This is a genomic window from Flagellimonas aquimarina (assembly GCF_003149745.1).
GTDB classification, from domain to species: Bacteria; Bacteroidota; Bacteroidia; order Flavobacteriales; family Flavobacteriaceae; genus Flagellimonas; species Flagellimonas aquimarina.
In genome coordinates this window covers 1,244,197-1,270,816 of sequence record NZ_QGEG01000001.1, presented here as the reverse complement: position 1 = coordinate 1,270,816, position 26,620 = coordinate 1,244,197, and the positions used below count along the sequence as shown (strand labels likewise).

At 36.9% G+C, this 26,620-nt stretch carries 21 protein-coding genes and 1 tRNA gene; 10 read left to right on the top strand and 12 right to left on the bottom strand.

Going from position 1 to position 26,620, the window contains the following annotated elements; genetic code table 11:
- Positions 1 to 18 precede the first annotated feature (18 nt).
- Both DKG77_RS05825 and DKG77_RS05820 read left to right on the top strand, forming a co-directional pair.
- Entirely contained in the window at positions 19 to 564 is a 546-nt protein-coding gene (locus tag DKG77_RS05825; protein WP_109661070.1) for a C40 family peptidase, read from the top strand.
- Positions 564 to 2,588: a ComEC/Rec2 family competence protein gene (locus DKG77_RS05820; protein WP_165819348.1), complete on the top strand. Its 2,025-nt coding sequence runs from the start codon at positions 564 to 566 to the stop codon at positions 2,586 to 2,588. The genes DKG77_RS05825 and DKG77_RS05820 overlap by 1 nt, the downstream gene beginning before the upstream one ends.
- Here DKG77_RS05820 and DKG77_RS05815 read toward each other — a convergent pair.
- Complete coding sequence (locus DKG77_RS05815) at positions 2,585 to 4,117, bottom strand: peptide MFS transporter (protein ID WP_109661068.1); 1,533 nt, start codon at positions 4,115 to 4,117, stop codon at positions 2,585 to 2,587. The two genes, DKG77_RS05820 and DKG77_RS05815, sit on opposite strands and share 4 nt — an antisense overlap.
- A gap of 16 nt (positions 4,118 to 4,133) precedes the next feature.
- Positions 4,134 to 6,293 carry a S9 family peptidase gene (locus tag DKG77_RS05810; RefSeq protein WP_109661066.1) on the bottom strand — a complete coding sequence of 720 codons (2,160 nt, stop codon included), beginning with the start codon at positions 6,291 to 6,293 and terminating at the stop codon, positions 4,134 to 4,136.
- Positions 6,294 to 6,451: 158 nt separating this feature from the next.
- Here DKG77_RS05810 and DKG77_RS05805 point away from each other — a divergent pair, with 158 nt between their 5' ends.
- The 6 genes from DKG77_RS05805 (at position 6,452) to DKG77_RS05780 (ending at position 12,631) form a co-directional block, all read left to right on the top strand.
- Entirely contained in the window at positions 6,452 to 7,768 is a 1,317-nt protein-coding gene (locus tag DKG77_RS05805) for a hydroxymethylglutaryl-CoA reductase, degradative (RefSeq protein WP_109661064.1), read from the top strand.
- Positions 7,768 to 8,679: a GYDIA family GHMP kinase gene (locus DKG77_RS05800; RefSeq protein ID WP_109661062.1), complete on the top strand. Its 912-nt coding sequence runs from the start codon at positions 7,768 to 7,770 to the stop codon at positions 8,677 to 8,679. The genes DKG77_RS05805 and DKG77_RS05800 overlap by 1 nt, the downstream gene beginning before the upstream one ends.
- 75 nt (positions 8,680 to 8,754) lie before the next feature.
- Positions 8,755 to 9,861 carry a helix-turn-helix domain-containing protein gene (locus DKG77_RS05795; RefSeq protein ID WP_109661060.1) on the top strand — a complete coding sequence of 369 codons (1,107 nt, stop codon included), beginning with the start codon at positions 8,755 to 8,757 and terminating at the stop codon, positions 9,859 to 9,861.
- 65 nt (positions 9,862 to 9,926) lie between these two features.
- Entirely contained in the window at positions 9,927 to 10,604 is a 678-nt protein-coding gene (locus DKG77_RS05790; protein ID WP_109661058.1) for a CPBP family intramembrane glutamic endopeptidase, read from the top strand.
- A 175-nt stretch (positions 10,605 to 10,779) separates the two neighbouring features.
- On the top strand, positions 10,780 to 12,066 hold the full coding sequence (locus DKG77_RS05785; RefSeq protein WP_109661056.1) for a DUF2157 domain-containing protein: 1,287 nt from the start codon (positions 10,780 to 10,782) through the stop codon (positions 12,064 to 12,066).
- Positions 12,056 to 12,631: a GDYXXLXY domain-containing protein gene (locus tag DKG77_RS05780; RefSeq protein ID WP_109661054.1), complete on the top strand. Its 576-nt coding sequence runs from the start codon at positions 12,056 to 12,058 to the stop codon at positions 12,629 to 12,631. The genes DKG77_RS05785 and DKG77_RS05780 overlap by 11 nt, the downstream gene beginning before the upstream one ends.
- A 58-nt stretch (positions 12,632 to 12,689) precedes the next feature.
- Here DKG77_RS05780 and DKG77_RS05775 read toward each other — a convergent pair whose 3' ends face one another.
- The 6 genes from DKG77_RS05775 to DKG77_RS05745 all read right to left on the bottom strand — a co-directional run bounded on the left by DKG77_RS05775 (position 12,690) and on the right by DKG77_RS05745 (position 20,466).
- Positions 12,690 to 14,810, bottom strand: a complete 2,121-nt coding sequence (locus DKG77_RS05775) for a peptidylprolyl isomerase (RefSeq protein ID WP_109661052.1) — start codon at positions 14,808 to 14,810, stop codon at positions 12,690 to 12,692.
- Between the two features lie 84 nt (positions 14,811 to 14,894).
- Complete coding sequence (locus DKG77_RS05770) at positions 14,895 to 16,184, bottom strand: hemolysin family protein (RefSeq protein WP_109661465.1); 1,290 nt, start codon at positions 16,182 to 16,184, stop codon at positions 14,895 to 14,897.
- A 210-nt stretch (positions 16,185 to 16,394) separates the two neighbouring features.
- Positions 16,395 to 16,997 carry an LPS export ABC transporter periplasmic protein LptC gene (lptC, locus tag DKG77_RS05760; protein WP_109661048.1) on the bottom strand — a complete coding sequence of 201 codons (603 nt, stop codon included), beginning with the start codon at positions 16,995 to 16,997 and terminating at the stop codon, positions 16,395 to 16,397.
- Position 16,998: 1 nt separating this feature from the next.
- Entirely contained in the window at positions 16,999 to 18,369 is a 1,371-nt protein-coding gene (locus DKG77_RS05755) for a hypothetical protein (RefSeq protein ID WP_109661046.1), read from the bottom strand.
- Positions 18,370 to 18,471: 102 nt separating this feature from the next.
- Complete coding sequence (locus tag DKG77_RS05750) at positions 18,472 to 19,737, bottom strand: BamG family beta-barrel-assembly machinery protein (protein ID WP_109661044.1); 1,266 nt, start codon at positions 19,735 to 19,737, stop codon at positions 18,472 to 18,474.
- A complete protein-coding gene (locus DKG77_RS05745) occupies positions 19,738 to 20,466 on the bottom strand; it encodes a type III pantothenate kinase (RefSeq protein ID WP_109661043.1) in 729 nt (242 codons plus the stop codon). It abuts the gene before it with no gap.
- Between the two features lie 110 nt (positions 20,467 to 20,576).
- On the opposite strand from DKG77_RS05745, the gene DKG77_RS05740 reads away from it, so the two are divergent.
- Together DKG77_RS05740 and DKG77_RS05735 are read left to right on the top strand one after the other, a co-directional pair.
- A tRNA-Phe gene (locus DKG77_RS05740) sits at positions 20,577 to 20,649 on the top strand.
- A 153-nt stretch (positions 20,650 to 20,802) separates the two neighbouring features.
- Positions 20,803 to 21,030: a hypothetical protein gene (locus DKG77_RS05735; protein ID WP_109661041.1), complete on the top strand. Its 228-nt coding sequence runs from the start codon at positions 20,803 to 20,805 to the stop codon at positions 21,028 to 21,030.
- 34 nt (positions 21,031 to 21,064) lie between these two features.
- Here DKG77_RS05735 and DKG77_RS05730 read toward each other — a convergent pair whose 3' ends face one another.
- From DKG77_RS05730 to DKG77_RS05710, 4 genes are all read right to left on the bottom strand, one after another.
- Positions 21,065 to 21,514 carry a hypothetical protein gene (locus DKG77_RS05730; protein ID WP_109661039.1) on the bottom strand — a complete coding sequence of 150 codons (450 nt, stop codon included), beginning with the start codon at positions 21,512 to 21,514 and terminating at the stop codon, positions 21,065 to 21,067.
- Positions 21,515 to 21,935: 421 nt separating this feature from the next.
- Entirely contained in the window at positions 21,936 to 22,928 is a 993-nt protein-coding gene (gap, locus tag DKG77_RS05720) for a type I glyceraldehyde-3-phosphate dehydrogenase (protein ID WP_109661035.1), read from the bottom strand.
- 157 nt (positions 22,929 to 23,085) lie between these two features.
- On the bottom strand, positions 23,086 to 24,903 hold the full coding sequence (locus DKG77_RS05715; RefSeq protein ID WP_109661033.1) for a pyruvate kinase: 1,818 nt from the start codon (positions 24,901 to 24,903) through the stop codon (positions 23,086 to 23,088).
- A 101-nt stretch (positions 24,904 to 25,004) separates the two neighbouring features.
- Entirely contained in the window at positions 25,005 to 26,555 is a 1,551-nt protein-coding gene (locus DKG77_RS05710) for a glycoside hydrolase family 32 protein (protein WP_109661031.1), read from the bottom strand.
- Between the last annotated feature and the right edge of the window lie 65 nt (positions 26,556 to 26,620).

Sequence of the window (26,620 nt, the reverse complement as noted above, 5' to 3'; positions counted from 1 at the left end):
AAGAAAAGCTATTCTTGGATGTTAAAAAGAACCCTCTATTTTCTTTCCTTTTTAATTTTTTTTGGTTGTGGATCTGCCAAGAAAAAAAGAACCTATCGTGCTCCAAGAACGATTTCCATTGCAGGGTCTCCTGAAGAAACTGTGCCACTGGAAAAACCTAAAAAAGAGAAAAGGAAACATTCAAAAGCCGAAGATGTCATTGCCACAGCAATGACTTTTTCCGGTACCCGATACAAATTTGGCGGCACCACCAAAAAAGGAATGGACTGTTCTGGCCTTTTGTATGTTTCCTTAAGAGAAAATAACATTACGTTCCCAAGAACCTCTTACCAAATGGCAGAGGAAGGTAAACGCATAAAAGTTGGCCAAGTACAAAAAGGAGATCTTCTTTTTTTTAAAACCAGTAAAAAAGGAAAGCGTATTAACCATGTAGGACTGGTAGTCGACGTAAAAGGGAATGACATAAAGTTTATACACTCCTCCACCTCAAGAGGTGTTATTGTATCATCCCTTAGAGAGGGATATTGGAATTATGCCTTTGTAAAAGCGATGCGAATTCTATAATGCACCTTTTTAATTTTATTTCCATTAAACTAACAGTATACCTTATAACCGGTATTATCATTGGTTTTTATTTTGAAATTGGCCCATACATTTTGTTTTTTGGGTTGCTAGCCCTATTTCTTTGTTTGCTTTGGTTCAACAAGAAACAACCACGGGACGGATTTCCTTTTTTTGGATTGATCACCGCACTAATTACAATGTTGCTCGGTGTTTGTATCATAACCTTATCCAAATCCAAAGACCTACCCCATCATTATTCCAACAAAGAGCTATCTGGTCTCAAACAATGGGAACTTAAGGTTACAGAGGTGCTAAAACCAAATAAATACACTCACCGATATTTTGCCAAGGTCATTTCTTTTGAAAATAAAAAAAGTATAGGAAAAGTAGTCCTAAGTTTTCCCATGGATTCGTTGATGAACCAATTAAAAGTTGATGATGAATTTATGGTCTTTTCCAATGTAGAGACAATTAAACCCCCATTGAACCCATATCAATTCGAATACAAAGATTATTTAAGAAAGCAAGGGGTGTACCATCAAATTCAAACGGATTACAATCTTGTAGTGTTAAAAGAAAATCCCAAGAGGACCATTTTTGGCCTTGCTTCAAATTTTAGGGAACATATTATATCAAAGCTAAAGAATGAAGACTTTGGAAAAGATGAGTTAGCTGTAATTCAGGCACTGCTGTTAGGCAAACGAGATGATATTTCTGAAGGCACCTATAACAATTACAAAAATGCCGGCGCCGTTCATATTTTGGCTGTTTCTGGGCTTCATGTAGGTATTCTATTGTTTCTGTTTCAATTTTTACTATCCCCTTTGGAACGGTTTCCAAAAGGTAAAACCATAAAGTTGATATCAATTATCTTGCTCTTATGGGCCTATGCATTTGTAGCTGGTCTTTCCCCTTCAATTGTAAGAGCTGTAACCATGTTCTCTTTTTTGGCCTATGCCATTTATTTGAATAGGCCTACCAACTCATTCAATATCATTGCGCTATCCATGTTCTTTATTTTGCTGATAAAGCCCTTGTTTTTATTCCAAGTGGGGTTTCAAATGAGTTATGCCGCAGTTTTCTCCATTGTTTGGATATATCCCAAGCTTCAACGGTTCTGGTTCCCCGAAAACATAATTGTTAGAAAAACATGGCAATTGTTGTCTGTAAGTATCGCGGCTCAATTAGGTGTTTTACCGATTAGTCTTTTTTATTTCCATCAATTTCCAGCGCTTTTTTTTATATCAAATCTTCTGATTATTCCTTTTTTAGGGTTGATTCTTGGAATAGGGATTTTAGTTATTCTCTTATCCATTTTTGATGCCCTTCCCAGTTTTTTGACTATCAGTTACAATACGGTTATCAAAACCATGAACAACACTATCAATTGGATAGCCAAACAAGAAGGTTTCATCATAAAGGACATTCCTTTTGATGCCTTTCAATTGGTCTTGAGCTATCTAGTTATCTTTTCACTGGTAGTATTTGTTTCCAAACCAAAACTGAAAAATATTACTGCGCTCTTCATAGGAATCATAACATTGCAAGGGTGGAGTATCTGGAATCAAATTAATACACAGAGGAAAGAGGCGTTTGTATTGTTACATAAATCAAAAAACACAATGGTATTGCATCAAAAAGGAACATCTTTAAGCCTTTATGCGTCAGACAGCATCAATATTGGTTCTTTGATAAATGATTACAAAACAGCTGAACGAATTCAATCCGTTTCCTATCATACGGTAGAAAACAATTTCAATGTTGGCGAAAAAAAACTATTTGTTATGGATAGTCTTGGTATATATCCACAAGTAAAAAATCAGGACTATATATTGCTCACACAATCCCCAAAGATTCATCTGGAAAGAGTAATAGATTCCATTAATCCTAAGATGGTCATTGCAGATGGCAATAACTACAAAAGCTATGTTAAACGTTGGAAACAAACTTGCTTAAAAAAAGAAATCCCTTTTCACAGTACTGGTGAAAAGGGACATTATTATTTCAATTTTAACGAACATTAATGGACATTGCCCATTAAGCGTTTCATTAAAGGTCCAAATAGTAAAACAACTGCTCCAGCGACTAAAGCATAGATTGCGATTAAACGAAAACCATCTAAATACACGTTAAGCGTATCCAAACCACCAACGTTGCTGTCTGTGCTTTCAATAGCCAATTGTTTAGAAATAAATCCGACTACTTGAAACGCAAAGGCAGATGACAAGAACCAAACCCCCATCATAAAAGCGACAATTCGTTTTGGAGACAGATCTGTAATCTTTGAAAGTCCAACAGGTGACATAAACAATTCACCTACAGATAGTATAAAATACAACCAAAGTAAATACGAGAATGGCACCATTCCATTTTCATCCGCTGCTCCGCCGCTTAATGATACTACGTAGAAACTTAAGCCTGCCAAAACCAGACCCATTCCAAACTTATATGGTGTTCTTGGATTTAATTTCTTTTTTGCCAAATACGTCCAAACCAAGGAAATTGGTATGGCCAAAATAAAGATGAACATAGAGTTCAGTGCATTTGTTTGGCTTGCATTAATAAGTGATAAATTCACATTTCTAGCGGCAAATAATGTTATTACACTACCATGCAGTTCATGGAAGCCCCAAAAAATGGTCATGAAAAATGTAATCAATAACGCCATGAAGAGCTTTTTGCGCTCATCTACGGTACACTTGACCATAACCATCCCCATATATATTAAAATGGCAACTGCAATTAGCTTAAACAGCACGTTGACAATGTTTTGGTCTTCTAAAAAACTACCTTCACCTCCTAATGATTTATATGAATACAATAGGTAAGCTATTAATGGTGCCGATAAAAATGCAATAATCGGTATGAGGTGCTTTTGAGGAATTCCCATAACTTTTTTCTCATAGACTTCAACACTTGGTGGTTTGCCACCATCCCCAAAAACATTCTTTTTAATGCCGCTCCAAAAGAATAGTAATCCGGTAAGCATTCCTATTCCTGCCAAACCAAAGCCATAATGCCAACCATAAGCCTGTCCTAACCATCCGCATAGCAACGGAGAAATAAACCCTCCAATATTAATACCCATGTAAAAAATAGTAAACCCTGAATCTTTTCTTGGGTCTCCATCTTTATAAAGCGTACCCACAAAGGTTGATATGTTCGGTTTAAAAAAGCCATTCCCAACAATGATAAATGCCAATGCCAAAAAGAAAGCGGTATTATGTTCAATGGCTAGTACAAAATGTCCAAGAGCCATTAAAATACCACCCAAGAAAATAGAAGAACGCATTCCCAAAATAGAATCTGAAATCTTTCCTCCTATTACGGTAGAGGCATAAACCAATGACCCATAAGAAGCGTAAACCGCTGCCGCTGCATAATCTCTATTGGACAAGGCTTCAAATATAACATTGACCATGTACAATGTGAGCAGTGCTCGCATTCCATAAAAACTAAAGCGCTCCCACAGTTCAGCAAAAAATAGATAGAAAAGACCTTGGGGGTGCCCAAAAAGTTCCTTTTCGCTAGCTGGTTTTACAATATCTGACATATATTAATGAGTTTGGTTACAAATTTTCTTTTACGAACTTGGTCATTTTGGAAAACAAATGAAGTCTTGTGTTTCCGCCATAAATCCCATGGTTCTTGTCTGGGTAAATTGCCCATTCAAAGTCCTTGTTGGCCTGCACTAGAGCTTCAATCATACGCATGGAGTTCTGTACATGCACATTGTCATCTCCAGAGCCATGCACCAATAAATACTTTCCCTTTAAAAGCTCAGGATAATTAAAAGGTGAATTATCATCATATCCTCCAGGGTTTTCTGCCGGCGTGCGCATAAAACGCTCCGTATAGATGGTGTCATAAAAACGCCAAGAAGTTACCGGAGCCACTGCAATGGCCATTTCAAATGTATCATTCCCCTTTAAGAGACAGTTTGTACTCATATGGCCTCCATAACTCCATCCCCAAATCCCAGTGCGGTTTTCATCAATGTAAGGAAGGTTGCTTAACTTTTTAGCTGCGGCAATTTGATCTTCCGTTTCATGTTTCACCAAATTCATATAGGTGACCTTTTTAAAATCACGCCCTTTTAATCCCGTTCCTCGTCCATCTACACAGGCAACAATATACCCTTCAGATGCCAACATTTGATGCCAATAGTCATTGCTGCCAAACCAACGGTTGGCCACTTGCTGAGAGCCTGGACCACTATACTGGAACATAAGAAGCGGGTATTTTTTACTTTCATCAAAATTGGCAGGTTTAACCATATACATGTTTAAATCATTCCCGTTGATGTTTATGGTGGAGAACTCTTTCGGAGACAATTCGTAACCCTCTAATTTGTTGTCCAGGACCGAGTTGTTTTTGATATCCTTCAGTTTTTTCCCATTGGATGCTTTGTGCAATGTAAACTCATAAGGCATTATGGCACTTGAAAATGTGTTTATGAAATAGGTATAGTCCGCACTAAAATCTGCAGCGTTGGTTCCTTCTCTTAAAGTCAGACGCTTTTTATTTTTCCCAGTGCTGCTGATGCTGTACACATCTCTATTAATAGAACCGTTTTCCACGGATTGATAATATATCTTATTGGCTTTTTTGTCATAACCATAATAATTGGTTACTTCCCATTCCCCTTTGGTGATTTGATTTTTAAGCTTTCCATCTCTACCATATAAATAAATGTGATTGTAACCATCCATTTCACTTGTCCATATAAAACTATCATCAGCCAAAAAGGTCAAGTTATCCGTAATGTCCACATAGGCATCATCTTTTTCTTCTAGTAATACAGAAACGGAATTGTCCGTTGCGTTGACCGCATGCAATTTTAAATGATTTTGATGGCGGTTTATGGTTTGCACACTTAAATAACTTGGATCGTTCATCCATTTTATCCTTGGCACATATTGCACTTCTCCTAAATCTACATTTGAAGTTATACCAGAAGCCACATCATACATATGTAAGGATACTTTTGCATTTTCTTCACCTGCCTTTGGATATTTAAACTCTTGTTGGAACGGATACAGATTCTGCCCATATACATCCATTGCATAAAGAGGCACATTGGTTTCATCAAAACGGAGAAAAGCAATTTTGGTCCCATTGCTGTTCCACTCAAATGCACGAACAAATGCAAATTCTTCTTCGTACACCCAATCTGTTACTCCATTGATAATACTGCCTTTTTTACCATCTACAGTAATCTGTTTTGTTGTCTTAGAAGCAATATCAAGAACAAAAAGATTGTTATCCAAAACATATGCAACACTAGAACCGTCCGGAGACAACAAAGGTTCCTGAACCTTAGTATCAGAAACCTTTGTAATATTTTTGGTGGCTACATCATACACATAATAAATTCCCAACCGCGAATGTCTAAAAATTGGCTCTATTTCCGTAGCCAAAACAATTTTAGACTCGTCTTCACTAAATGTATAAGAGCTGAAGAAAGGTACCTCATTTGAGGAGGTTACTATGGTTTCTACTTTTTCTTGAGTTTCATAATCGTATTTATCCAAGCTACTGGACCTTGGTGAACGATTAAAATTTAGAATGGTGTATTGTTTTCCATTTTTCATGGACCTGAGTACATCCATGTACTCGGTTCTAAATTCACCCCCCCAAATTTCTTCTAGGGTTATTTTTTTCTTTTGGGCTATCGAGAAGGTTAAAAATCCGAAAACGAACAGGAATAGGAGAAATGGTTTCCTCATTGAAGTTAAAAATTGATTAAAAACTATCAAGTTTACTAATATTTATTTAAAATCTAAACTTTAGTGTTACAATTGTAACAAGAATTGGACCTGAATACCTCAGCCACAAAGTCCAAAAGTTGCATTATCCTTATATTTGAACCCTTTAACCAAGCACTATGAACACTCCTGTTGAAGGATTTTCCAAACTTTCCAAAAGTGAAAAAATCGATTGGATAGCAGCTAATTACACCCAGAACCCAGAAAAATCAAAACAGTTACTGGAGCGGTATTGGAATACTGATTCAGCAATTCAAAAGCTACATGATGAGTTTATAGAAAATACTATTTCCAATTATTACCTGCCTTTTGCAATTGCCCCCAATTTTTTGATCAACGACAAGTTATATGCCATTCCCATGGCCATTGAGGAAAGTTCTGTGGTGGCTGCAGCAAGCAAAGCTGCAAAGTTTTGGTTAAGCCGAGGAGGTTTTAAAACGGAAATACTAGGTACGGAAAAAGTAGGTCAGGTCCATTTTATATTTAGCGGAAGAACTGAAAAATTGAGACAATTTTTTAATGAAATAAAGTCTGAACTTTACAGCAATACTGCTTCCATCACCAAAAGCATGGAAAAACGTGGAGGGGGCATTAATGATATTCAGCTTAGGGATTTAAGCGACAAAATTGATGGGTATCATCAGTTACACTGCACTTTTGAGACCCTTGATGCAATGGGTGCCAACTTTATTAATTCTTGTTTGGAACAATTTGCCAAAACATTAAAGGAAAAGGCAAGTTCTTATCATGATTTCACAGAAGATGAAAAAGCCATTGAGGTTATAATGGGCATCCTATCCAATTATGTGCCCAATTGTTTGGTAAGGGCAGAAGTGAGTTGTCCAATTCAAGAATTAAATGGGGATAATGTTCCTTCAGAGGAATTTGCCCAAAAAATGTTACAAGCTGTGGCCATAGCACAGGCTGAGCCATATAGGGCAGTTACCCATAATAAAGGTATTATGAACGGTGTTGATGCCGTTGTGCTAGCCACCGGAAACGACTTTAGAGCTGTAGAAGCCGGAGTTCATGCCTATGCTGCCAAAGATGGCAACTATTCTAGTTTAACGCATGCAAGCATTGAAGGTGATACCTTTAAGTTTTGGATTGAAATTCCATTGGCTTTAGGTACTGTTGGCGGATTGACCTCGCTTCACCCTTTGGTAAAACTAGCTTTGGAGATTCTTCAAAATCCAACTGCTAAAGAATTAATGCAGATTGTTGCCGTAGCTGGGTTAGCACAAAACTTTGCAGCGGTTCGTTCCTTGGTTACCACAGGTATCCAAAAAGGACATATGAAAATGCACTTGTTGAACATGCTCAATCAAATGGGAGCTACAGAAAGTGAAAAATTGCAGCTTGTGGATTACTTTAAGGACAATACGGTTACCAATGCTTCGGTGAAAGAAGCTTTGGAAAAGATTCAGTCCAAATAATGCAACAGGAATACTACAGCAACGGGAAATTATTGCTCTCTGGAGAGTATGCCATTTTAGATGGTGCACTTGGGCTGGCCGTACCTACTAAATATGGACAATCTTTAAAAGTGACCTCTTCCAATTCTGAAGGATTGTTAGAATGGACAAGTTTTGACGAAAAAGGCAGCATTTGGTTTAGCGGAAGCTTTAAGTTGGAAAATCTAGAAATAATTTCCGCTTCTGAAAATACAGTCGCTAAAACACTGACCAATTTATTATCCGAAGCCAAATTTCAAAACCCAAAATTTTTACATAGTACCAATGGGTTCAATGTTGAAACACATTTAACGTTTCCTAGATTATGGGGACTGGGAACTTCCTCAACGCTCATAAACAACATTGCACAATGGGCTCAAGTAGATGCTTATCAATTATTACGGAAGGCCTTTGGAGGCAGTGGTTATGATATTGCCTGTGCGCAACATAGCAGACCTATTTTCTATCAATTGGAGAACGATGTTCCTAAAGTTGAAGAAGTATCCTTTGACCCATCCTTTAAAAATTCAATCTACTTTGTTTATCTCAACCAAAAACAAAGTAGCAAGACCGCTATTGCCGCATATCGTCAACAACAGTCCAATATAGAAAACCTACTTGAAGACATTTCTGCCATCACAAAAAAAATGGCTACTTCTTCGTCACTCTCAGCTTTCGAATCTTTGATGCAGGAACATGAAGAAATCTTATCTGACGTGTTGGGTATGCAAACCATAAAATCTAAACTTTTTCCAGACTATATAGGAAGCATGAAGAGTTTAGGAGCATGGGGTGGAGATTTCATCATGGTCACTGGAAACGAAAAAACACCCAGCTATTTTAAATCCAAAGGATTTGAAGTCATTTTCTCCTTTTCAGAAATGGTTCTTTGATCTGGATTATTATTTCAAAACTTGTAGTTAAATTAATTGTATATAAATTAAATTTTTTAACCCTAACTCTTCATTATGAGTAGTTTACTCATTTTAGGTATTGTCCAGGCCATATTTTTTGCACTGGTTCTACTTTTTCAGCGAAAGGCTTCATTACCCAGCCGTATTCTGTCTATATGGATGTTTATACTGGCTTTAAACCTAGGTGGGGTTCTAGCAACTTTGGAAGGGCTATACCAATCAAGGCCTTACCTTTTTGGTTTTGATGCCACACTTATATTTTTACATGGGCCTATGATTTATCTCTACGTCATTACATCAATTTCAGAGAAACCAACTTTAAAAATGAAGCACCTGCTACATTTTGCCCCCTATCTATTCTTCACAGCCTACCTTTTTTACCTTCTAAAAATTGAAAACCCGAATTTAAGTTATGAGGAAATAAAAGCAATTTTCTATGATCCAAATCCAATTCTACTTTTTTTAGAGATTTCAATACATGCTATGTTTTTAACCTACATAATAGTTTCTTCTTTGACCTTGCGTCGTTATCAAAGCACCATTCCAAAATCATTCTCCTACCTTGAAGGCATCGATTTTAAGTGGTTACAGGTCGTCCTATATGCACTGTTGTTTATCTCTATATTAATTGTATTGAGTATTATTTTAAGTGATATACTTTCTATTTTCTCAATTGAATCCAAGGCCTATCTTTTTTATGCTAGTATGGCTTTGCTTCCATTCTATTTATTGTTTCACGCAATACAGCGGAAAATAATCTATCCTTCAGATCAGCTGCAACAAACCAAGAAGTACAAAAACTCTACAGTGACCAATGAAGAAGCTCTGCAAATACAAAAAAGACTTGTGGAATTAATGAAAACAGAAAAACCCTTTTTGGATGGCCATTTATCAATTTTAAAATTAGCCAGTATGTTGGACATCCATCAAAAACAATTATCCCAGGTGATAAATGAAAAATACCAAACAAACTTTTTCCATTTCATCAATTCTTACCGTGTTGAGGAAGTAAAGCATAAGATCAATAATCCCGCATATAAAAACTTTTCTCTTTTGGGCATTGCCTATGATAGTGGTTTTAATACAAAATCAGCTTTTAGCAAGGCATTTAAAAGAGCAAATGGCATTACACCCTCTGAATTTAAAAATTTAAATAAATAAGTACTACTTCCTGATAAAGGTCGAACGCGTTCATCTTACGATTTAGTTTTGGTCAAAAAACAACAATGATGAAAGCATTAAAATCTATACCTCGCATTACAATACTAGGATTGCTAATTGCACTTTTTGGACCCCCATTGGTTATTTATATTGCCGGAGAACTTGCACCTGAAATGTACACGGATAAGTTCATTGTTGTAAAAGAGCTATTGGTCTTTGCAATTACCACCGTTCTTATACTACTGATCTACAAAGGTGAAAAGCAAACATTGGCCTCTATTGGTCTTCACGGTAAACATTGGGGCAAATCTATACTTTTGGCTCTAGCTTTAACCCTGATTTCCTGTGCTGTACTCATATTTTTAGCTTGGGTCTTAAGTTTGGCAGGGATTCCTGTTGGCGGAGATGAAGGTGGTAAATACAAATCAGTTTCACTTTGGGCATGGACACTGGTCGTTTTGCGGGCAGGTGTGGTTGAAGAAATATGTTACAGGGGCTATGTCATGGAGCGTATTGAAAAATGGACTGGAAGCTGGTATGCCTATTTTCTTATTCCATTGGTAATCTTTGCATTGTTACACTATTCTCAAGGTGCTGCCGGAATAATAATTTCCTTTATAATAGGTGGAATTCTAGCGTTTTCATATTGGAAAAAACGAGATTTAAAAGCTAACATAATTGCACATTTCTTGGTGGATTTAGTACCCAATGTGATTCTTCCACTTTTTATTTCCGAGCTTTAGACAACAATGTTGTGCAGGTATACCTATTTGGAAAGTGCAATTTCATTGATGTAATTGCCTGCTAGCCATTGTTCCACAGTTTTACTATATTTCCATTAAATAAGCTAATACTCTAACTGAACTATACATAGTATTTTTTAGCGATTGTGACTAGCTGGTAAAACTAAGCAGAGAAATGAGCATTCTTAAGGATTTACCAAACCTTGTAAAGGCTGATATCATAACAGAAGAAACAGCCGATGACATTAAAAACTATTATAAAAACAAAGGCAGTTCATCTACCAATCGGCTTTTTGTTGTCTTCGGAATATTAGGGGCAATTTTAGTTGGCCTTGGGGTTATCCTAATCATAGCACACAATTGGGACGAGCTCTCTAAAAACACTAAGACATTCTTTGCCTTTTTACCACTAGTGGCCGCTCAGATTATCTGCGGATATGTTTTAATAAAAAAACAAGATAGCGTGGCTTGGAGAGAAAGCGGTAGCACCCTTTTGTTTTTTGGAGTTGGAGCCTGCATATCTCTGGTAAGTCAGATTTACAATATATCTGGAGACTTGAGCTCCTTTTTGTTGACATGGATGCTGATTTGTCTTCCCATAGCATACATTATGAGGTCTTCTGTAGCTTCTTTGCTTTTTTTAATGGGGATAACCTACTATGCTTGTGAAACAAGTTACTGGTCCTACCCCTCATCAGAATCATACCTCTACTGGTTGTTGCTTTTGGCCATCTTACCCTTCTATTACCTATTGTACAAGAAAAGCCCAAAAAGCAATTTTATGGTTTTTCATAATTGGTTGGTTCCTTTGTCTTTAACAATAGTTCTTGGAACATTGGCGAATACAGCAGAAGAGCTAATGTTCATAGGTTATTTTAGCTTGTTTGGGCTGTTTTATATAATAGGGAATCTAGACTTTTTTAGCCAACAAAAAACAAGGAACAACGGTTATACGACAATTGGATCCCTTGGATCCCTTATATTACTTTTTATACTCAGTTTTGATGGTTTTTGGGAAGATTTGAGAAGAAAAGACTTCCTGTTCAGTGAGATGCTTTCAACGCCTGAATTTCTTGTTTCGGCCATAATTTCAATACTTGCTGGAGTGCTTCTATATTTCTATAAAAGAAATAGATCCTGGAGCGACATTAAACCTTTAGCACCAATGTTTATTCTCTTTATTGTGGCATTTTTCATAGGATTATCTCTTCCAATTGCTGTTGTCCTAATCAATTTTTACGTTTTCGCCCTAGGGCTATTGTCAATTAGGGAAGGTGCCAAACAAAACCATCTGGGCCTGTTAAACTACGGTCTCATCATAATTACGATTTTAATTGCTTGCAGGTTTTTTGATACAGATCTGAGTTTTGTTACACGAGGAATCTTATTTGTTGCTATTGGCATTGGGTTCTTTGCTTCAAATTACTGGATGCTCAAAAAAAGAAAAGTAAATGAAGAATAAAAAAATATTGTTTCCCCTGTTCGTTCTTGTTGCATTGGCACAGCTATACGTGCCAACCAAAATGATATGGGACAAAGAAGATGTATTGGATAATGGGGTAGAGTATAAGTTTAAAACTGCACCCATTGACCCCAGCGACCCATTTAGAGGAAAATATATTGTTTTGAATTATGACAACAATACAGTGAAAATTCCTCACGAACACGATTGGGTCCGTGGAGAGACAATTTATGTTTCCATTACAGAAGATATAGATGGTTTTGCTAAAATAAAATCTATTTCAAAAGAAAAACGGGGCCAAAATGAAGATTTTGTCAAAGCGGAAGTGGGATTTATAACTTCTTTTGAAACTACCGAATTGACCGTAAATTATCCGTTTGACAGATTTTATATGGAAGAGTCCAAAGCGTATGATGCTGAACTTACCTATAGAGCATCCCAAAGTGACACTACTAAAACAACTTATGCTTTGGTAAATGTGAAAAATGGAGATGCGGTATTGAAAGATGTTTTAATTGATGGCATTCCCATTAGAGAATTGGTAAAAGCGCAACAAGAACATTGAACCTTATAAAAAAAAGCCCCATAATGGGGCTTTTATATATCTAATCTCTATTTGAGAATTAATAGAACGTAGAACGTTTATCTTCTATCTCGGCACCTTCTTTTAGGGCATTGTACACTCCTAAGTTAACACCATTTGCAGCGTTGTTCTTAATTGTATTGGCATATGTGCTAAAATTTTCAATTTTAGGAGCTTCCTCCTTTTTTATGACTTTTAATAAAAATACGCCAGTCTCACCCTGAATCAATGTAGAAGTAGCATCTTGGTCTAAGGCAAAAGCAGTACCTACAACTAGCGGTTCTCTTCCTGCTCCAGGAATTGTCGGTGACTTCATTGTTAATGAAGACGCGTTAGAAACTGTTACATTATTGTCTTTTGCCAATACATCCATTGCCTTGCCTTGATTAGCACTAATAATTTGTGCTGCCTTCTGTTCTTTTCTAATTCTTGGCAATGCGATCGCGGAAGCATCTTCTGGAGTCATAAGGCCTTCCTTGTACTTTTTTGTAAGCTGTACAACAGCATAACCATTGTTAATGTTAAACCTTTTGATGTCACCTACTTTGGTATCATCATTAAATGCCCATTGTACAATGCCTCGCTGTGCTGAGAGTCCAGGAAGGTTCTCGTCCATCTCCTTAACCTTATTAACAGGTCTAATAGTATAACTGCCTTCTTTTGCTATATCTCCAAAATCTTCAGGCTCTGCATCCGTTACCGACATTTCAAACTTTGTTGCATCTGTAAACAAGGTATTGATGGTTTCTTCAGACGGCTCAATCTCTCTAGAAAGTGTTGCCACTTGTACAATGTCCTGTTTATCATCTACTTTGATGATATGAAATCCAAATTGGGTCTCTACCAAACCTACTGTACCTACTTCATTTGCAAAACAAAAGTCATTAAACTCATCTGCCATAACACCTTCTTGAAAATACCCTAAGTCCCCTCCTCTTGGCGCAGAGGGTCCATCTGAGTTATCCCTTGCCAAGGTGGTGAATACGGCGTCTTCTTTTTTTGCCTCTGCCAATATCTCTTTGGCTTTTGCTTCCGCCTCTTCCTTAGTTCTGGTAATACTTGGATTAGCTCTTTCAGCGCCTTCGTATGTAAAAAGTATATGACTTGCCTTCACGGTTCCGTTGGACTTTCTATCCATCATTTTGGAAACCTTGAAGAAATTCCCATCACGGTATGGTCCGTAAATCTCACCTACGTTCAAAGCAATCAATGTATCTGCAACTGAAGAAGGCAAATCTTTTTTAGCCTTAAATATGGTATCAAACTTGGCATCTGAATTTCTGTCCAAGAAAGCTGCCATATCAGTAGTGTTTCTAAAACCGGCAATGGTATCTGTAGCATCATTTTCCTCAGAATACTCCACAGTATCATTTAAAAGGGCAGTAACCGCCTCTTCTATGGCATTTTCATCTTCACCCGAAGCTTTTTCCTCAAAGTACACAAAACGAATATCCCTTGCTTTTTCTTGTTTAAAATCTTCTTTGTGCTGATCTATGTATGCTTGTATCTCGTTTTTAGAAACTTGTATAGTACTATCTGCAATTGATGTGTATGGTACACGAACATACTGAACATCTACCTTTTCATTGGCCATTTTATAATCGAATGCGCCTTCTGAAAGTGTAGCGCCAACGCCTCCTTTTATTAGGTTAAAATACAAACGTTCTTTAGCGGATTGAATTATGGTTTTCTCATCTTGTAACCAAGCATCATAACGCAAAGGATCGTTTACTTTCCAGTCTGCAATTGCACTTTTGAAAACCTCAGCATTGAAAAAGCCATTTTCATCTTGAAAATCTGGTACTTGAGCATATCCGGACGTTTTTACAAATTCTATAATCTGATCGCTCTCAACATCAATTCCAAGGTCTTCGAACTGCTGTCCTAAGATGGCCTTTCTAATTTCCTGGTCATATACTCTATTTACCAGCTGCGTAGAGGAAAGACTTGGGCCAAATCTTCTTGAAGCGTTCTCAACTTCTTTTCTAAAATCGTCAATGGATATATCATCACCATTTACTTCCGCTACTGAAGAGCCTACTTTGGTTCCTGCAAAGTCATTGCTGGTAAAGACTCCCGATATTACAAATGCAAACAACGCCAGACCAATAATCAAAATTAGCACTGTTGTTCGTTTTCTAATATTCTCTAATATTGCCATTTTACTGCTTGTTTTCTATAATTTCAGTGGGCGAAAATACCATTTTCTTTTCAATTAGGAAAGCTAAAAAAAGAATGGAAGTTGTTAATCTTCAGCAAGAACATGCACGGTAACCAAGTCTATTTTGGTATTGGACACTTCTAGAATATGAAATAAAAAATTATCAATCTTTATCTCTGAATCCTGTTCTGGTATTTCACCTGTTTCGTTCATGATCAATCCGCCCAGGGTTTCATACTCATCACTTTCTTCCAACTCTAATTTGTAGTTTTCATTAATATAGTCTACTTCTAGACGGGCAGAAAACTTAAATACATTCTCACTTAACTGCTCTTCATAAAGGTCCGTGGAGTCATGTTCATCCTCAATTTCCCCAAACAGCTCTTCAACAATATCTTCGACCGTCATTATACCGGAAGTTCCGCCGTACTCATCTAAAACCACTGCAATACTTTTGCGTTTCTTGGTAAGCACATTAAGTATATCTTGAATCAGCATGGTTTCTGGGACAAACTCTACTGGCAGTAGAATATTTTTAATCGTTTTGGGTTTTTTAAAGAGCTCATATGAATGTACATACCCAATAATCTCATCTATGCTTTCTTTGTAAATCAATATTTTGGAATAACCCGTTTCTGAAAACAATTTAGCTAGGTTTTTAGGGGTCTCATCTATTTCTACCGCTGTAATTTCAGTTCTTGGCACCATTACTTCGCGTGCTTTAACTGCAGAAAACTCCAAGGCGTTCTGAAATATTTGAATCTCCGAGTCCACTTCATCTTCTTCTTCAACGGTTTCCATTTGTTCCGTAATGTAATCTCCTAATTCCAGTTTTGTAAACGCAAATTGAACTTCATCTCCCTCTGTCTTGAAGAAAACACGAAGCACAAAATCTGAAATCTTAATTACAAACCAAGAAATGAGCGAGAATAATAGATAAAAAAAGTATGCTGGAACAGCAAATACCTTTAAAAGTGTGTTGGAATATATTTGAAAAAGAACCTTTGGCAAGAACTCAGCCGTCACCAAGATTATTAAAGTAGAAATAACTGTTTGAGAAAGTAGACTGAAATCTGTAAGCAGAGCGTTTAAAAATTCGTAGGAAGTAGGAACAAGTTTTTTAAACCACTCCATTAACACATCACCCATGAAAAATCCGTAAATAACCAGTGCAATATTATTACCGATAAGCATGGTTGCAATGAACTTGGATGGTTTCTCTGTAAGCCACGTTAGTATCTTAGCAAAGAATCCCTCCTGCTTTTTTTCAATTTCAATATGAATTCTGTTGGCAGAAATAAAGGCAATTTCCATTCCAGAAAAGAATGCCGAAAATAGCAATGAAAGAATTATGATGATTATAGAAGAATCCAATAACACTATTGTTGCTTATTCTTTTTTCGTTGTTCAAAACGTTGACGATATTTTCTCCTAAAAAGAAACATGCCGATGGAAACTACCGCAAAAAATATAAAAATGTAGGTTTCCTTGGGGTTCACACTCCACAATGTGGCAATCTTATAAACTGAAATAACCGCTACAGCCAAATATAAATACTCTGTATACCTTAAAAACTTTATCATGTTAATCTTTTTCTTTAATGGTCATAAGACCATAGGTTTTGTGCGCATTGAAGAAACTAAAGTCCTTATTGAAATCCATTCCTTCTCCGTCCATTACCGTACCATCTTCTGGGTTTGTGTAGGTAAAGACCTCCTCTGTAAAAATCCAGTTATTGGTTCTATCATAAAACAGTTGAGGAGTTTCCAGTTTTTTCCCATCATGACTTTCTATGACAACGTTGCCTTGCAGGTCTATTAAGTTCGTTTGCGAGTAAACAATGCCATAATCAGCGGTAATAACGCTTTTCTGATTTTTCTCGTCAAAAAAATCCACCTTAAGTCCTTTAGGAAAGGTACGAAACTTAAAGTTTTGATTGTCAAAATCTTCCGTGATCGGACTGGTAAGAATGGCTATTATCTTAGAACCGGTCAAATCTTCACTGCTCATTTCCTTTTCGGTTTCTGTATAAGTAAGTGTAAAGTTTTGAGCGACTCCCTGCGGAAAAATAGGCTTGACCGCTTCTTCACCTACTCTTTCATAATTGTCCCCACAGCCCATAAAAAGGATTGCCACGGTAAAAACCGTGGCAAGACACTTTAAATTATATATTGAAATATTTTTCACTCTATAAGTTAGGTACCGTAACGCTACCTCCCACCCAACAATTAAATGAAATTCTTTGACCAGCCTTACCTGAACTAAATATCATTTCTTTGGTTGGAGCCTTTGCTGAGTAGCTTGCAGCTGTCTTGCTGGCACGTCCGCTAAGGGATGGGTCAACTCTTCCGGCCTTTCTAGCCATTTCAGCAGCCTTCCAGTATATAGCTCTTTTCTCAAATGCTGTTGTTCCACAAGCATTTGCGCTACCTGCATATAAATTGGCAATCAACAAATAGGCTTTTCCGTTTGATGAGTTTGCATTTATAGCTTTAAGTGCGTAGCTTCTTGCCTGTGATTTACTGCTTCTTCTTACAGTAGTGGCAATTTTATATAGGATATTGGATTTTCTATATGCATCTGTTTCCAGCTCCACTGCTTTGTTAAAGTCTGCGATTGCACCTTTAGTGTCTCCAGATTTTTGTTTTAAAACACCTCCATACATATAAGCATCTGCAGAAGGATCTAAAGCCAATTGGGCTTCAAACAATTTTCTAAACATAGGATCGTCCGTACAATCTTTAGAGAACATTCTACCTACTGCTCGCTTTACCCAGTTTACATCTCCCTTCTTAGCTTCATAATTCTTTTCGTAAAGAGGTATTAGGTTTTCACAATTAGCCAAGTCACCTAACTTAGAATCTATACTCCCGGCAATTTTACCATAAGATTTTGAATTTGTGGTAGCCGCCTTAAGTTGTCTTTTCTCTTTTGATGTTAATGTTCCCAAAGAATCTTTAGGAAGTAACCTTGTAACAATAGCTGTTAACTTTTTGTTCTCATCTTCAACTTTCTCTGTTACATCATCATAAACATCAAACACCTCTTGAAGTTCTTTCTTACTAGATTTATGAAGATCTACCAAGGTTGAGAAATATAGATAAAGTGCCTTAGGGTTTTTGAAGTTTTTCTTGTCCCCTTGGAAAGCTGTCCCCAACATATCGTACAATTGATCGTCTGATGCCATTTTATTGTCATAGGACAAAAGAGCTTTATCGATCGCAACACCGGCTTTACTGAATTTTTGAGGAAAATATTTTAAACTATTGTCATATAGAGACATTAAATCCTGAATATATCCGTCCTTGTCAGCTCCGGAGGAATTTTTGATTTTATGAGATAGGATTTTTTCTCCATATGAGAAATTTGCCTTGTTAATATCAGGGCAACTTTCGTAAACCATTTTCCATGGTTCGTAGGCAGCATCGTAATTTTTAACTTTTGCGTGTTCTGCGTAAATGGAAAGATTGGTCATGCACTCTGGATTTTGTGCTTGTGCCATACTTAATCCCATCGACATAAGGACCGCTATCATCGTTAAGTAGTGTTTCTTCTTCATCTTACTAATTTTAAAGTGGTTAATGTACAAATTTTCATGAAAAAATCATCTTAATGGAATTAATATCAGCAGTTATTTACTGAATTTTCATAAAAATTCCCATTAATTTATTCTTCTTTTAATAAACCATTTATCGTTTAAAGATAATCCAACATTAAATTTGAAGTAACTTTCTTCGATAAGGTTTGCATCTGTTGTGCCCCTTCTTCCCGCTTCAAAACCAATGTTTAAATTAGAGAACGAATTGCCCAACGGTAACCCAAATCCAAAAGTTATGCCAAAATTATTTATCTCCTTATTGTTTACTTCAAGCCCTGTAACATCATACCGCAATCCTGCCCTATAGGTAATCCTTTTAAAATAGCTAGAAAGCGAACGATAGTCAGGAATGAAGAAACCTCCTAAAACCATACTGTTGGCATCGTTATAGGTTACATTTTCCAATCCTAAAAATGCATTTTCAAAATCGCTGAATTTTTGAAAGCTGTATTCCCCGCCAATGAACCACTTTTTTTCCTCACCAAAACCTAATCCTAAAGTTGTTATGGTGGGTATCTTAAGCTCTGTGTTCCTTAGATTGTTTGCCTCCAAATCAACATCGATAACCTCGATCTCTTGTCCATTAACCAAAGAAAAAGAACCAAGACGTTCTGTGTTTTCTGAAGTTAAATTGACTTGAGTGTTCACCATAAGGGAAGTATATAGCGTATACTTATCCTTTATAGTTGGGGTATAATTAGCGGCATAGTTAAAATCATATCCATTAATTCGGGATTCCCGTCTATCCAGTGTGCCGAATTGCACATTTTCAACACTCTGTATTCTTTGATATTCCAGTCTCCCAAAATTAAAGTTCACTGTGGCTCCTATACTCAAATCTTTCATCGGTTGAAAACCAACGGACAGGTAGGCCCGGTTTAAACCGCCCTCCCCTGCAAATACATTGGTAACCGTTTCTTGACTGGTATTGGTAGTTTCACTTGTCAGGTTATAACCAACGGATGAAAATGGCATTAATCCAAAACCTACCCCAACGTTTTTGGCCACGGGAAAGGCAATAGCTAAATAATCCAGATTTGTTACACCAACATTCTCCTCTTCGGTAAAACTTTTTAAACTGAAAGCGGTATGCGAAATACCAGCTGTATAAGTCGTTAGTTTTAATTTTGAATACGCAGCTGGATTCGTAAGGTTTATATGAATACTGTCTCCATACATACCTAGCCCTCCCATCATCTGGTTTTCTACAGTACCGTTGTTTCTTAGGTCTCCTATTCCAAAATATGAATATGGTGATATTGTACCGTTTTGCGCAAAAATGCCATAACTAGCTATGCAAAAAAAAGCAATCAAAAATTTCTTAACCATCTAGCGTTTGTTGTATTCCAGCAAGTAGTTTAGCCCCTCCAAGAGAAATTTAGAATTCGCAAATATGGTATTTTTTAGCCGTTTGGCAAAAAAATGCGAGTCCCCGCCTGTTAAAATAACTGTTAAATCTTGAAAGCGGGAACGGTACTGGCTTATTGCCCCATCAATTTCTAATGAAATTCCATTTATCACACCGCTATGCATGCATGTTTTGGTAGAGTTCCCAATGAAGTCGAAAATCTCGTCAGGTTTTAGTAATGGTAGTCCGGCAGTTTGATTGTGCATTGCTTTATATCTCATTTGAACCCCAGGAGATATAGCACCTCCAACATATTCGCCAGAATCGTTTACCATGTCATAAGTTATGCATGTACCTGCATCTATCACTAAGGTGTTCCCTCTTGGGTTTTCATAAAAAGCTGCCGTCGCCACCGCCATACGGTCTACACCTAAAGTTTGAGGAGTAGCATAGCTGTTTTTAAACGGGACTTTGGAGTTGCTTGTAAGTACATGAACCTTGCAGAACAAAGACACTATATCCTTTTCCTTTCCCTCTAGGGATCCAACAGAAGAAATTAGAGTATGGTCAATTTTTGGATAAAGCTCAAAAAGTTCCTTGATTTTGGACAGAAACAATCCTGACTCTGAGTTTTGATCAAACAAAATTCTGTTGTTTTCAAAAACAGCATACTTTATAAGCGTATTTCCAATGTCAATCACAAGGTTCATAGTGCAAAGATGGAGAATTGAAAAAAAACCACTGCCTTTTTTTAAGTTTTTGTTTGTATATCATAATTTTGAAATTATATTTGCACCCGCCTTTGCAAAAGGCTTTTAAAGGTACCTTAGCTCAGTTGGTAGAGCAACGGACTGAAAATCCGTGTGTCCCTGGTTCGATTCCTGGAGGTACCACAAAAAAACCGGCAAATTTGCCGGTTTTTTTGTTTTTTAAGATGTAGTAGTATTCTTAATAATTTCATAAATATAAAAATCGAATAGCTATATAGGCATAAAATATGAAACTAACCCTTATATTTAGCCAATCTAGATTAACTTTAAATAAAAATGACTGAAGACTTATTAGAAAAGGCAAAAGAGTTTGAAGGCAGAACTTTGAGTCATATGTCCACCAGCGACAGGGTAGCAGCTTCAAGAGAGGCTAAACAGCTTATACTTTCCATTAATGAAATCTATAAGGAAACTAAGGACTCCAATCTAATGGATGTTATGAAAACCCTTACAGAGAAGAAGCGTAAAATTGAAAAACGTTTAAAAGGAACACCTTTAGTATAGTTTAAATTTCCATTTTGTTACCATGCACAATGGATTACGTATGCCTTTTTAACTTATAAAAAGTCCCTCCAACAATCAATGCTGCGGATATAATCATTACATTTTTAATTATGTATTGACCTTCCAGTGTGGGCAAAAGATAGTTCCCGTTTTGAAACGTAACTTCGGGCAAAAAAACCAGAGGCATAAAAGTTCCGATCATCTGAAGAAGCAATAAGGCAATTGCAATTTTAGTTGTTTTCCTAAAAAGAAAGGTTATTCCTATAACAACCTCCCACCATCCTATTACTAGAAGCCAAGTACCTGATTCTCCAAAAGGAAGCCAAGCTACGGTTGCTATCAAAAGTTCAGTTGCTGCTGATAGGCCAAATGGCTTTAAAATTCCGAACCAAAAAAATATGATCGCAAATGAAATACGTAAAGCGGGCAACCCCCATTTACGCATCTTACCTGCAATATTCTGATCAATATCCCGATAGTCCATAACATTTTGTTTAAATACAAAATTAAGCTCTGGTTACTTATTATTTTGTACTGGGCCAAATTGATATCATAATTATATCACCTTGACCGATATAAATTTATTGAAGCTGGTTCCTTCTAAGCATGGTTTTGCAATTCACAAAGTAATTTTTACCAATTACATCTTTTTCCCTGCAACAGATGAAAATGTAAAACTTTTGGGAATCTATTTCTTTAATTTCGAAATATATATCAAAACCTCAACCAAGAACAAACATATTTTAAATGAACACTATAGAAGAAAAAGTTGGCTATATTTTTTGGTTTTTTGTGATTGCTTGTTCAGTGTGCACATTCATTAATTGCCTCTATCACTACATACATTAACATAAAAAAGGTTCACCATGCTATTGGCGAACCTTTTTTTAATAAATAACAGAGCTTTATCCTTTAATTTCCAAAATTTGGCGTACCATCTGATTTGTAAACCCCCACTCATTGTCATACCAAGTCATAACTTTTAGCAAATCCCCATCCACAACTCGGGTCATTGCTAGGTCTACTGTTGAAGCATATGGACTTTTAATAATATCCGAGGACACAATAGGTTCATTTGTAGTGTCCAAAACATTGGCATAACGTTCCGTTTTTGCCTCTTCCTCAAGAATTTTATTTACTTCCTCTTGTGTAACTGTGCGTTCTGTTACAAAGGTCAAATCTGAGATAGACCCTATGGGAACCGGAACACGTATTGCAACGCCATCAAATTTTCCTGCATAAGCCGGCAACGCCTTGGTAGTTGCAATAGCCGCACCAGTAGTTGTTGGAATCAGGTTTTGAGCACCTGCCCTGCCCATTCTAAAATTCTTTTTTGAAGGAGCATCTACCGTTCCTTGTGAAGCTGTGTAAGCATGGACGGTGGTCATAATTGCTTTTTTGATACCTATCCTTCTTCCTAATATCTCAACCACAGGACTTATGTTGTTTGTTGTACAACTGGCACATGAGAAAACACTGGTATTCCCGTCTTGGGAGTTTACACCATGTACTACAGTTGGAGTATCTGTGCTTTTTGTTGGCGCAGAAATTATAACTGTTTTTGCACCAGCTTTTAAATGGCGCTCCGCATCTTCCCCAGTAGTAAAAACACCTGTGCTTTCAATTACCAAATCCACTTGATGTTCTTTCCAAGGCAATTCTTCTGGATTTCTTATTGAACTGTAATGTATTTTTTGTCCATCAACAGTCAACGCCTCTGGCTCATGAGAAACTTCTTTCTCATACACTCCATAAACTGTATCATACTTTAATAAATATGCAGTATTCTCTATTGAAACTATATCATTAACGGCCACGACTTCCAATCCAGGAGTTTCGCCGATTACCTTTAAAGCAGCCCTGCCAATGCGACCCATTCCGTTTATTCCTATTCTCATTTTAATGTTCTTAAGTTATTACTTGTTTTACTGGTTTTGTTAGTCTGAAAACTACCTTATAAATTACAAATAGAAGTCTGTCTGTAAGAATGATAAAACCAATCAAATGGATAAGGAATTAAATAGCTGTATTTAGGGACTTGCCAGTCTTATGATACTATAACCATTCAATTTTTGGTGACATTCCTTCCTTCTTTTCCTGCAAGCGTTCCATATCATATAGAATCTCATCTAGTAGAACAATGGCTTCATTAATATATGGCCCTTTGTTAAGCATTACACACTCTGCTCTCACGGACGAGGCTGTATCTGTTATCTCTGAACGAGAAGGAAATCCATTTTTCGCCAAACTTTCCAACACCTGAGTGGCCCAGACCACTGGTATATGGGCCGCGCTACAAAATGATAAAACTTCCTGTTGTACCATGCTCATATTTTTCCATCCCACTTCTAGAGCAAGGTCTCCTCTGGCTATCATAACTCCAATGTACTTGGTACTCATTGCTGTCAGAAGTATTCCTATTAAGTTTCTAAATGCCAAGCGTGTTTCTATTTTTAAGATTACACTAACCTTATCCTTTATATGCAAACGCTTCATTTCTTTCAACAATTCCTTCACATCTGCTTCACTGTTGATATAGGAATAATTAACGATATCCGCATGTTTTGCCACAAACTTCAAATCAACTTTGTCCTTGTTCGTTAAGCCACTTATCCCTAAATCCAAGGTAGGGAAGTTAATCCCTTTCTCCGCCTTTAGCTTTGAGCCGTTTTCCTTGGCCATCACAATTTTTACTTCGAAAAAATCATCATGTACTTCTTCTATGATTCCTTCAATTTTTCCATCATCAAATAAAATTGGTTCTTTTTCCTTTACAATTGAAATCACCGTGCCGGGAATACAGGATATTCTCCCGGGTTCAATTAAACTACCCTCATGGTCAAGCTTGGGTAAAATTCCTTCTCCTTTCTTGGATATTCTCAATATGTCCCCAACTTTCAAAGTAATGAACTGTTCTACAAAAGGTATTTCGCCCACCATGCTTTCTTCCAGACCAGTCCTTCTTGGCCGTAATTTAGCATAAGCACCAATATATACTGTTTTATTACAGGTAAGCTGCACTTTGCCTTCTTTAATTTCAACTACTCTTAATTTACGAGACTTCCCCCTTGTATCTTTTAAAGTAAGTACATCTCCCAAAATCAGTTTTTCTAACCAATCTTTTGATATAGGGACTTCGTTTGGTTCTAGATTCTTTTTAAGACTAGAGACGAACCATATAACAGCCGGGGCTATCATAGCTCCTGACACAGTACGTTTTGGTTTAAACTTTTTCACCCTGGGCCCAAACGCCAGCTCACCTGTTCTTACTTTTGGACCTGCAAGGTCCATTGCTATTCTTACGGTAGTCCCGCATTGGGTGGCGGCCTTTTTTACATTATCTATGATTCCCTTCCAAACTTCTGGCTCATCATGAGCGCAATTTATTCTGGCGCAATCCATACCATTTTGAACCATTTTTAAGACCATATCGTAACTGTAAGCGGCTTCGGTAGGTTGGGTTACCATTATCCTAACCCTTCTATTCTCTTTTCTATTCCCAAAAAGATTATCTGCATGTTTTTTCAAAAGAGTATTTCCTTGGCCAATGGACAAGTGCTTACGATTGCTCTTTCTTGAAACGTTCAAACTTAAGTTATTGATTACATTTCTGGCATTTAGCAGGCTTCCCAATATATTACCTTCCGCATTTGCCAAGCGTGTAAGTCCCAAATGCTTAAGCCTTTCTTGCATTTCCCTTACATCAAAGCTTCTAAAAGTTCCATAGTGCAGTAGGTTTTTAGCACTTTCTTCATATTCATGGCATACTTCTTTGAGCATTTCCGCATTCTCCTTCTCCTGCAGTTCTATTTCATCTGTTATTTGATCAATTTCCTGTGCTATATCACTAAGGTGTCTGGAAGGGTTATTCATTTAATAATAATTAAAACCATAAAGTTCTGAACGAAAACACATAAAAAAGCTGATAAAAATCAAAGGAATATGGTTTTACAACAATCAGGGCTTTAATACATTTACCACACTGATTCCATTCGCTTTATAAGCACATTTTTAATGGCTGATTTGTTATCTAAATTTTCAATGATCAATTTATCATATGGCTCTGTAGGGAAAACTTGATCAGTCATTACATATAACCCGTTATCCACAAAAATTTCTATAGACGACCAGTCCAACAAAACCTTTACTTCATAGGATGCGTTACCAAGGTTACCAGTGGGCATATGGTGTTTCTTATTGCCAAATTCAGATTGAAAACCCGTTTTTCCCGAGTTCATTCTATCTAATATAATAGCATTGTTTTTAGAGTCCATGGTAAACGCCAAAGTCTCGTTTAAATGATTTGTAAAAACCAGTTTAAAATCTTTGGATTCTGTTGTAAAATTTAACTGGGATTGATTTAATCCATTTACATTTAGAGTTTTCGAAACACCTGCAGGAACATTAATGCCACTTTCCAAAACATCAGATGTTAATTTATCAACTTGCTCCAAAGGGTAATTTACTAACATATAATCGCCCTCCATCTTTCTAAGCGACAATCTCCGTGGCACCGTCATGGCGCTCCGCCACTTTTTAGTTGGCGTATTCCTAGCGTAATCCCAATTGCTCATCCAACCTATAAAGATTCTTTCCTCATTGGGTGCATTGTTATAGGTAACCCCTGCATAATTATCGGTGCCAAAATCCAACCATTTTGCCTCTTTTTGATCCGAGGTGAATTTTTTGCCATCAAATTCCCCAATAAAGTACTGCGTGCCGCTTCCTCCATTTGGCGCCCCTGGATTAATACTTATGATCAAAACCCATTTTTCCTCATCTGACCCTTCAACTTTTAAAGGAAATAAATCTGGACATTCCCAAACACCTCCATGTGCCCCTTGTCCTTTTCCAAAATCACTCAGGTATTTCCAGTCTTTTAAATCACTGGATTTATAAAATTTAGCATGGTCCCCTGCCACTAAAGCCAAAATCCAGTTTTGCGACTCCTCATGCCAAAAAACTTTGGGGTCCCTAAAATCTTTAATTCCTTTATTGCCAATTACAGGATTTCCTTCATACTTAACCCATGTCTCCCCATTGTCCAAACTATAAGCAATTCCCTGAGTTTGAAAATCCTTTTCTCCTGCCTTTTCTCCTTCCATAGAGTGATATGTAAAAATGGCAACTAGTGGAACTTCTGTATCTGCACCAAACCCTGAAGTGTTTTCTTTATCCACTACTGCGCTGCCAGAAAAAATAAGTCCGTGCTCATCCGGAAAAAGTGCAATAGGTTTGTGCTCCCAATGCACCATATCCTTGCTTATGGCATGCCCCCAATGCATAGGACCCCAAACAATATCGTCTGGATAATATTGATAGAAAAGGTGATATGTTCCTTCATTGTAGACCAACCCATTTGGATCGTTCATCCACTTTTCTGGTGGTGAAAAGTGAAACTGTGGTCGGTATTGTTCCGCGTAAACTTTGCTTTTTTTCTCTTGAGCAACTTCTTTTTCTTGGGTATTGTTTTTACATGAGATAAGCAGCAAGAACAGAAAGAAAAATGATACTGTTTTTTGCATGGAGGTAAAATATAGATTTGAAGATTAAGATAGCAAATAATATTTATCAAAAACCCAAAACGCTA

Bases quoted from the DNA above. Each gene is read 5' to 3' on its own strand.
- DKG77_RS05825 (WP_109661070.1), top strand. From the start codon at position 19: ATGTTAAAAAGAACCCTCTATTTTCTTTCCTTTTTAATTTTTTTTGGT.
- DKG77_RS05820 (WP_165819348.1), top strand. From the start codon at position 564: ATGCACCTTTTTAATTTTATTTCCATTAAACTAACAGTATACCTTATA.
- DKG77_RS05815 (WP_109661068.1), bottom strand. From the start codon at position 4,117: ATGTCAGATATTGTAAAACCAGCTAGCGAAAAGGAACTTTTTGGGCAC.
- DKG77_RS05810 (WP_109661066.1), bottom strand. From the start codon at position 6,293: ATGAGGAAACCATTTCTCCTATTCCTGTTCGTTTTCGGATTTTTAACC.
- DKG77_RS05805 (WP_109661064.1), top strand. From the start codon at position 6,452: ATGAACACTCCTGTTGAAGGATTTTCCAAACTTTCCAAAAGTGAAAAA.
- DKG77_RS05800 (WP_109661062.1), top strand. From the start codon at position 7,768: ATGCAACAGGAATACTACAGCAACGGGAAATTATTGCTCTCTGGAGAG.
- DKG77_RS05795 (WP_109661060.1), top strand. From the start codon at position 8,755: ATGAGTAGTTTACTCATTTTAGGTATTGTCCAGGCCATATTTTTTGCA.
- DKG77_RS05790 (WP_109661058.1), top strand. From the start codon at position 9,927: ATGATGAAAGCATTAAAATCTATACCTCGCATTACAATACTAGGATTG.
- DKG77_RS05785 (WP_109661056.1), top strand. From the start codon at position 10,780: ATGAGCATTCTTAAGGATTTACCAAACCTTGTAAAGGCTGATATCATA.
- DKG77_RS05780 (WP_109661054.1), top strand. From the start codon at position 12,056: ATGAAGAATAAAAAAATATTGTTTCCCCTGTTCGTTCTTGTTGCATTG.
- DKG77_RS05775 (WP_109661052.1), bottom strand. From the start codon at position 14,810: ATGGCAATATTAGAGAATATTAGAAAACGAACAACAGTGCTAATTTTG.
- DKG77_RS05755 (WP_109661046.1), bottom strand. From the start codon at position 18,369: ATGAAGAAGAAACACTACTTAACGATGATAGCGGTCCTTATGTCGATG.
- DKG77_RS05750 (WP_109661044.1), bottom strand. From the start codon at position 19,737: ATGGTTAAGAAATTTTTGATTGCTTTTTTTTGCATAGCTAGTTATGGC.
- DKG77_RS05745 (WP_109661043.1), bottom strand. From the start codon at position 20,466: ATGAACCTTGTGATTGACATTGGAAATACGCTTATAAAGTATGCTGTT.
- DKG77_RS05735 (WP_109661041.1), top strand. From the start codon at position 20,803: ATGACTGAAGACTTATTAGAAAAGGCAAAAGAGTTTGAAGGCAGAACT.
- DKG77_RS05730 (WP_109661039.1), bottom strand. From the start codon at position 21,514: ATGGACTATCGGGATATTGATCAGAATATTGCAGGTAAGATGCGTAAA.
- gap (WP_109661035.1), bottom strand. From the start codon at position 22,928: ATGAGAATAGGAATAAACGGAATGGGTCGCATTGGCAGGGCTGCTTTA.
- DKG77_RS05715 (WP_109661033.1), bottom strand. From the start codon at position 24,903: ATGAATAACCCTTCCAGACACCTTAGTGATATAGCACAGGAAATTGAT.
- DKG77_RS05710 (WP_109661031.1), bottom strand. From the start codon at position 26,555: ATGCAAAAAACAGTATCATTTTTCTTTCTGTTCTTGCTGCTTATCTCA.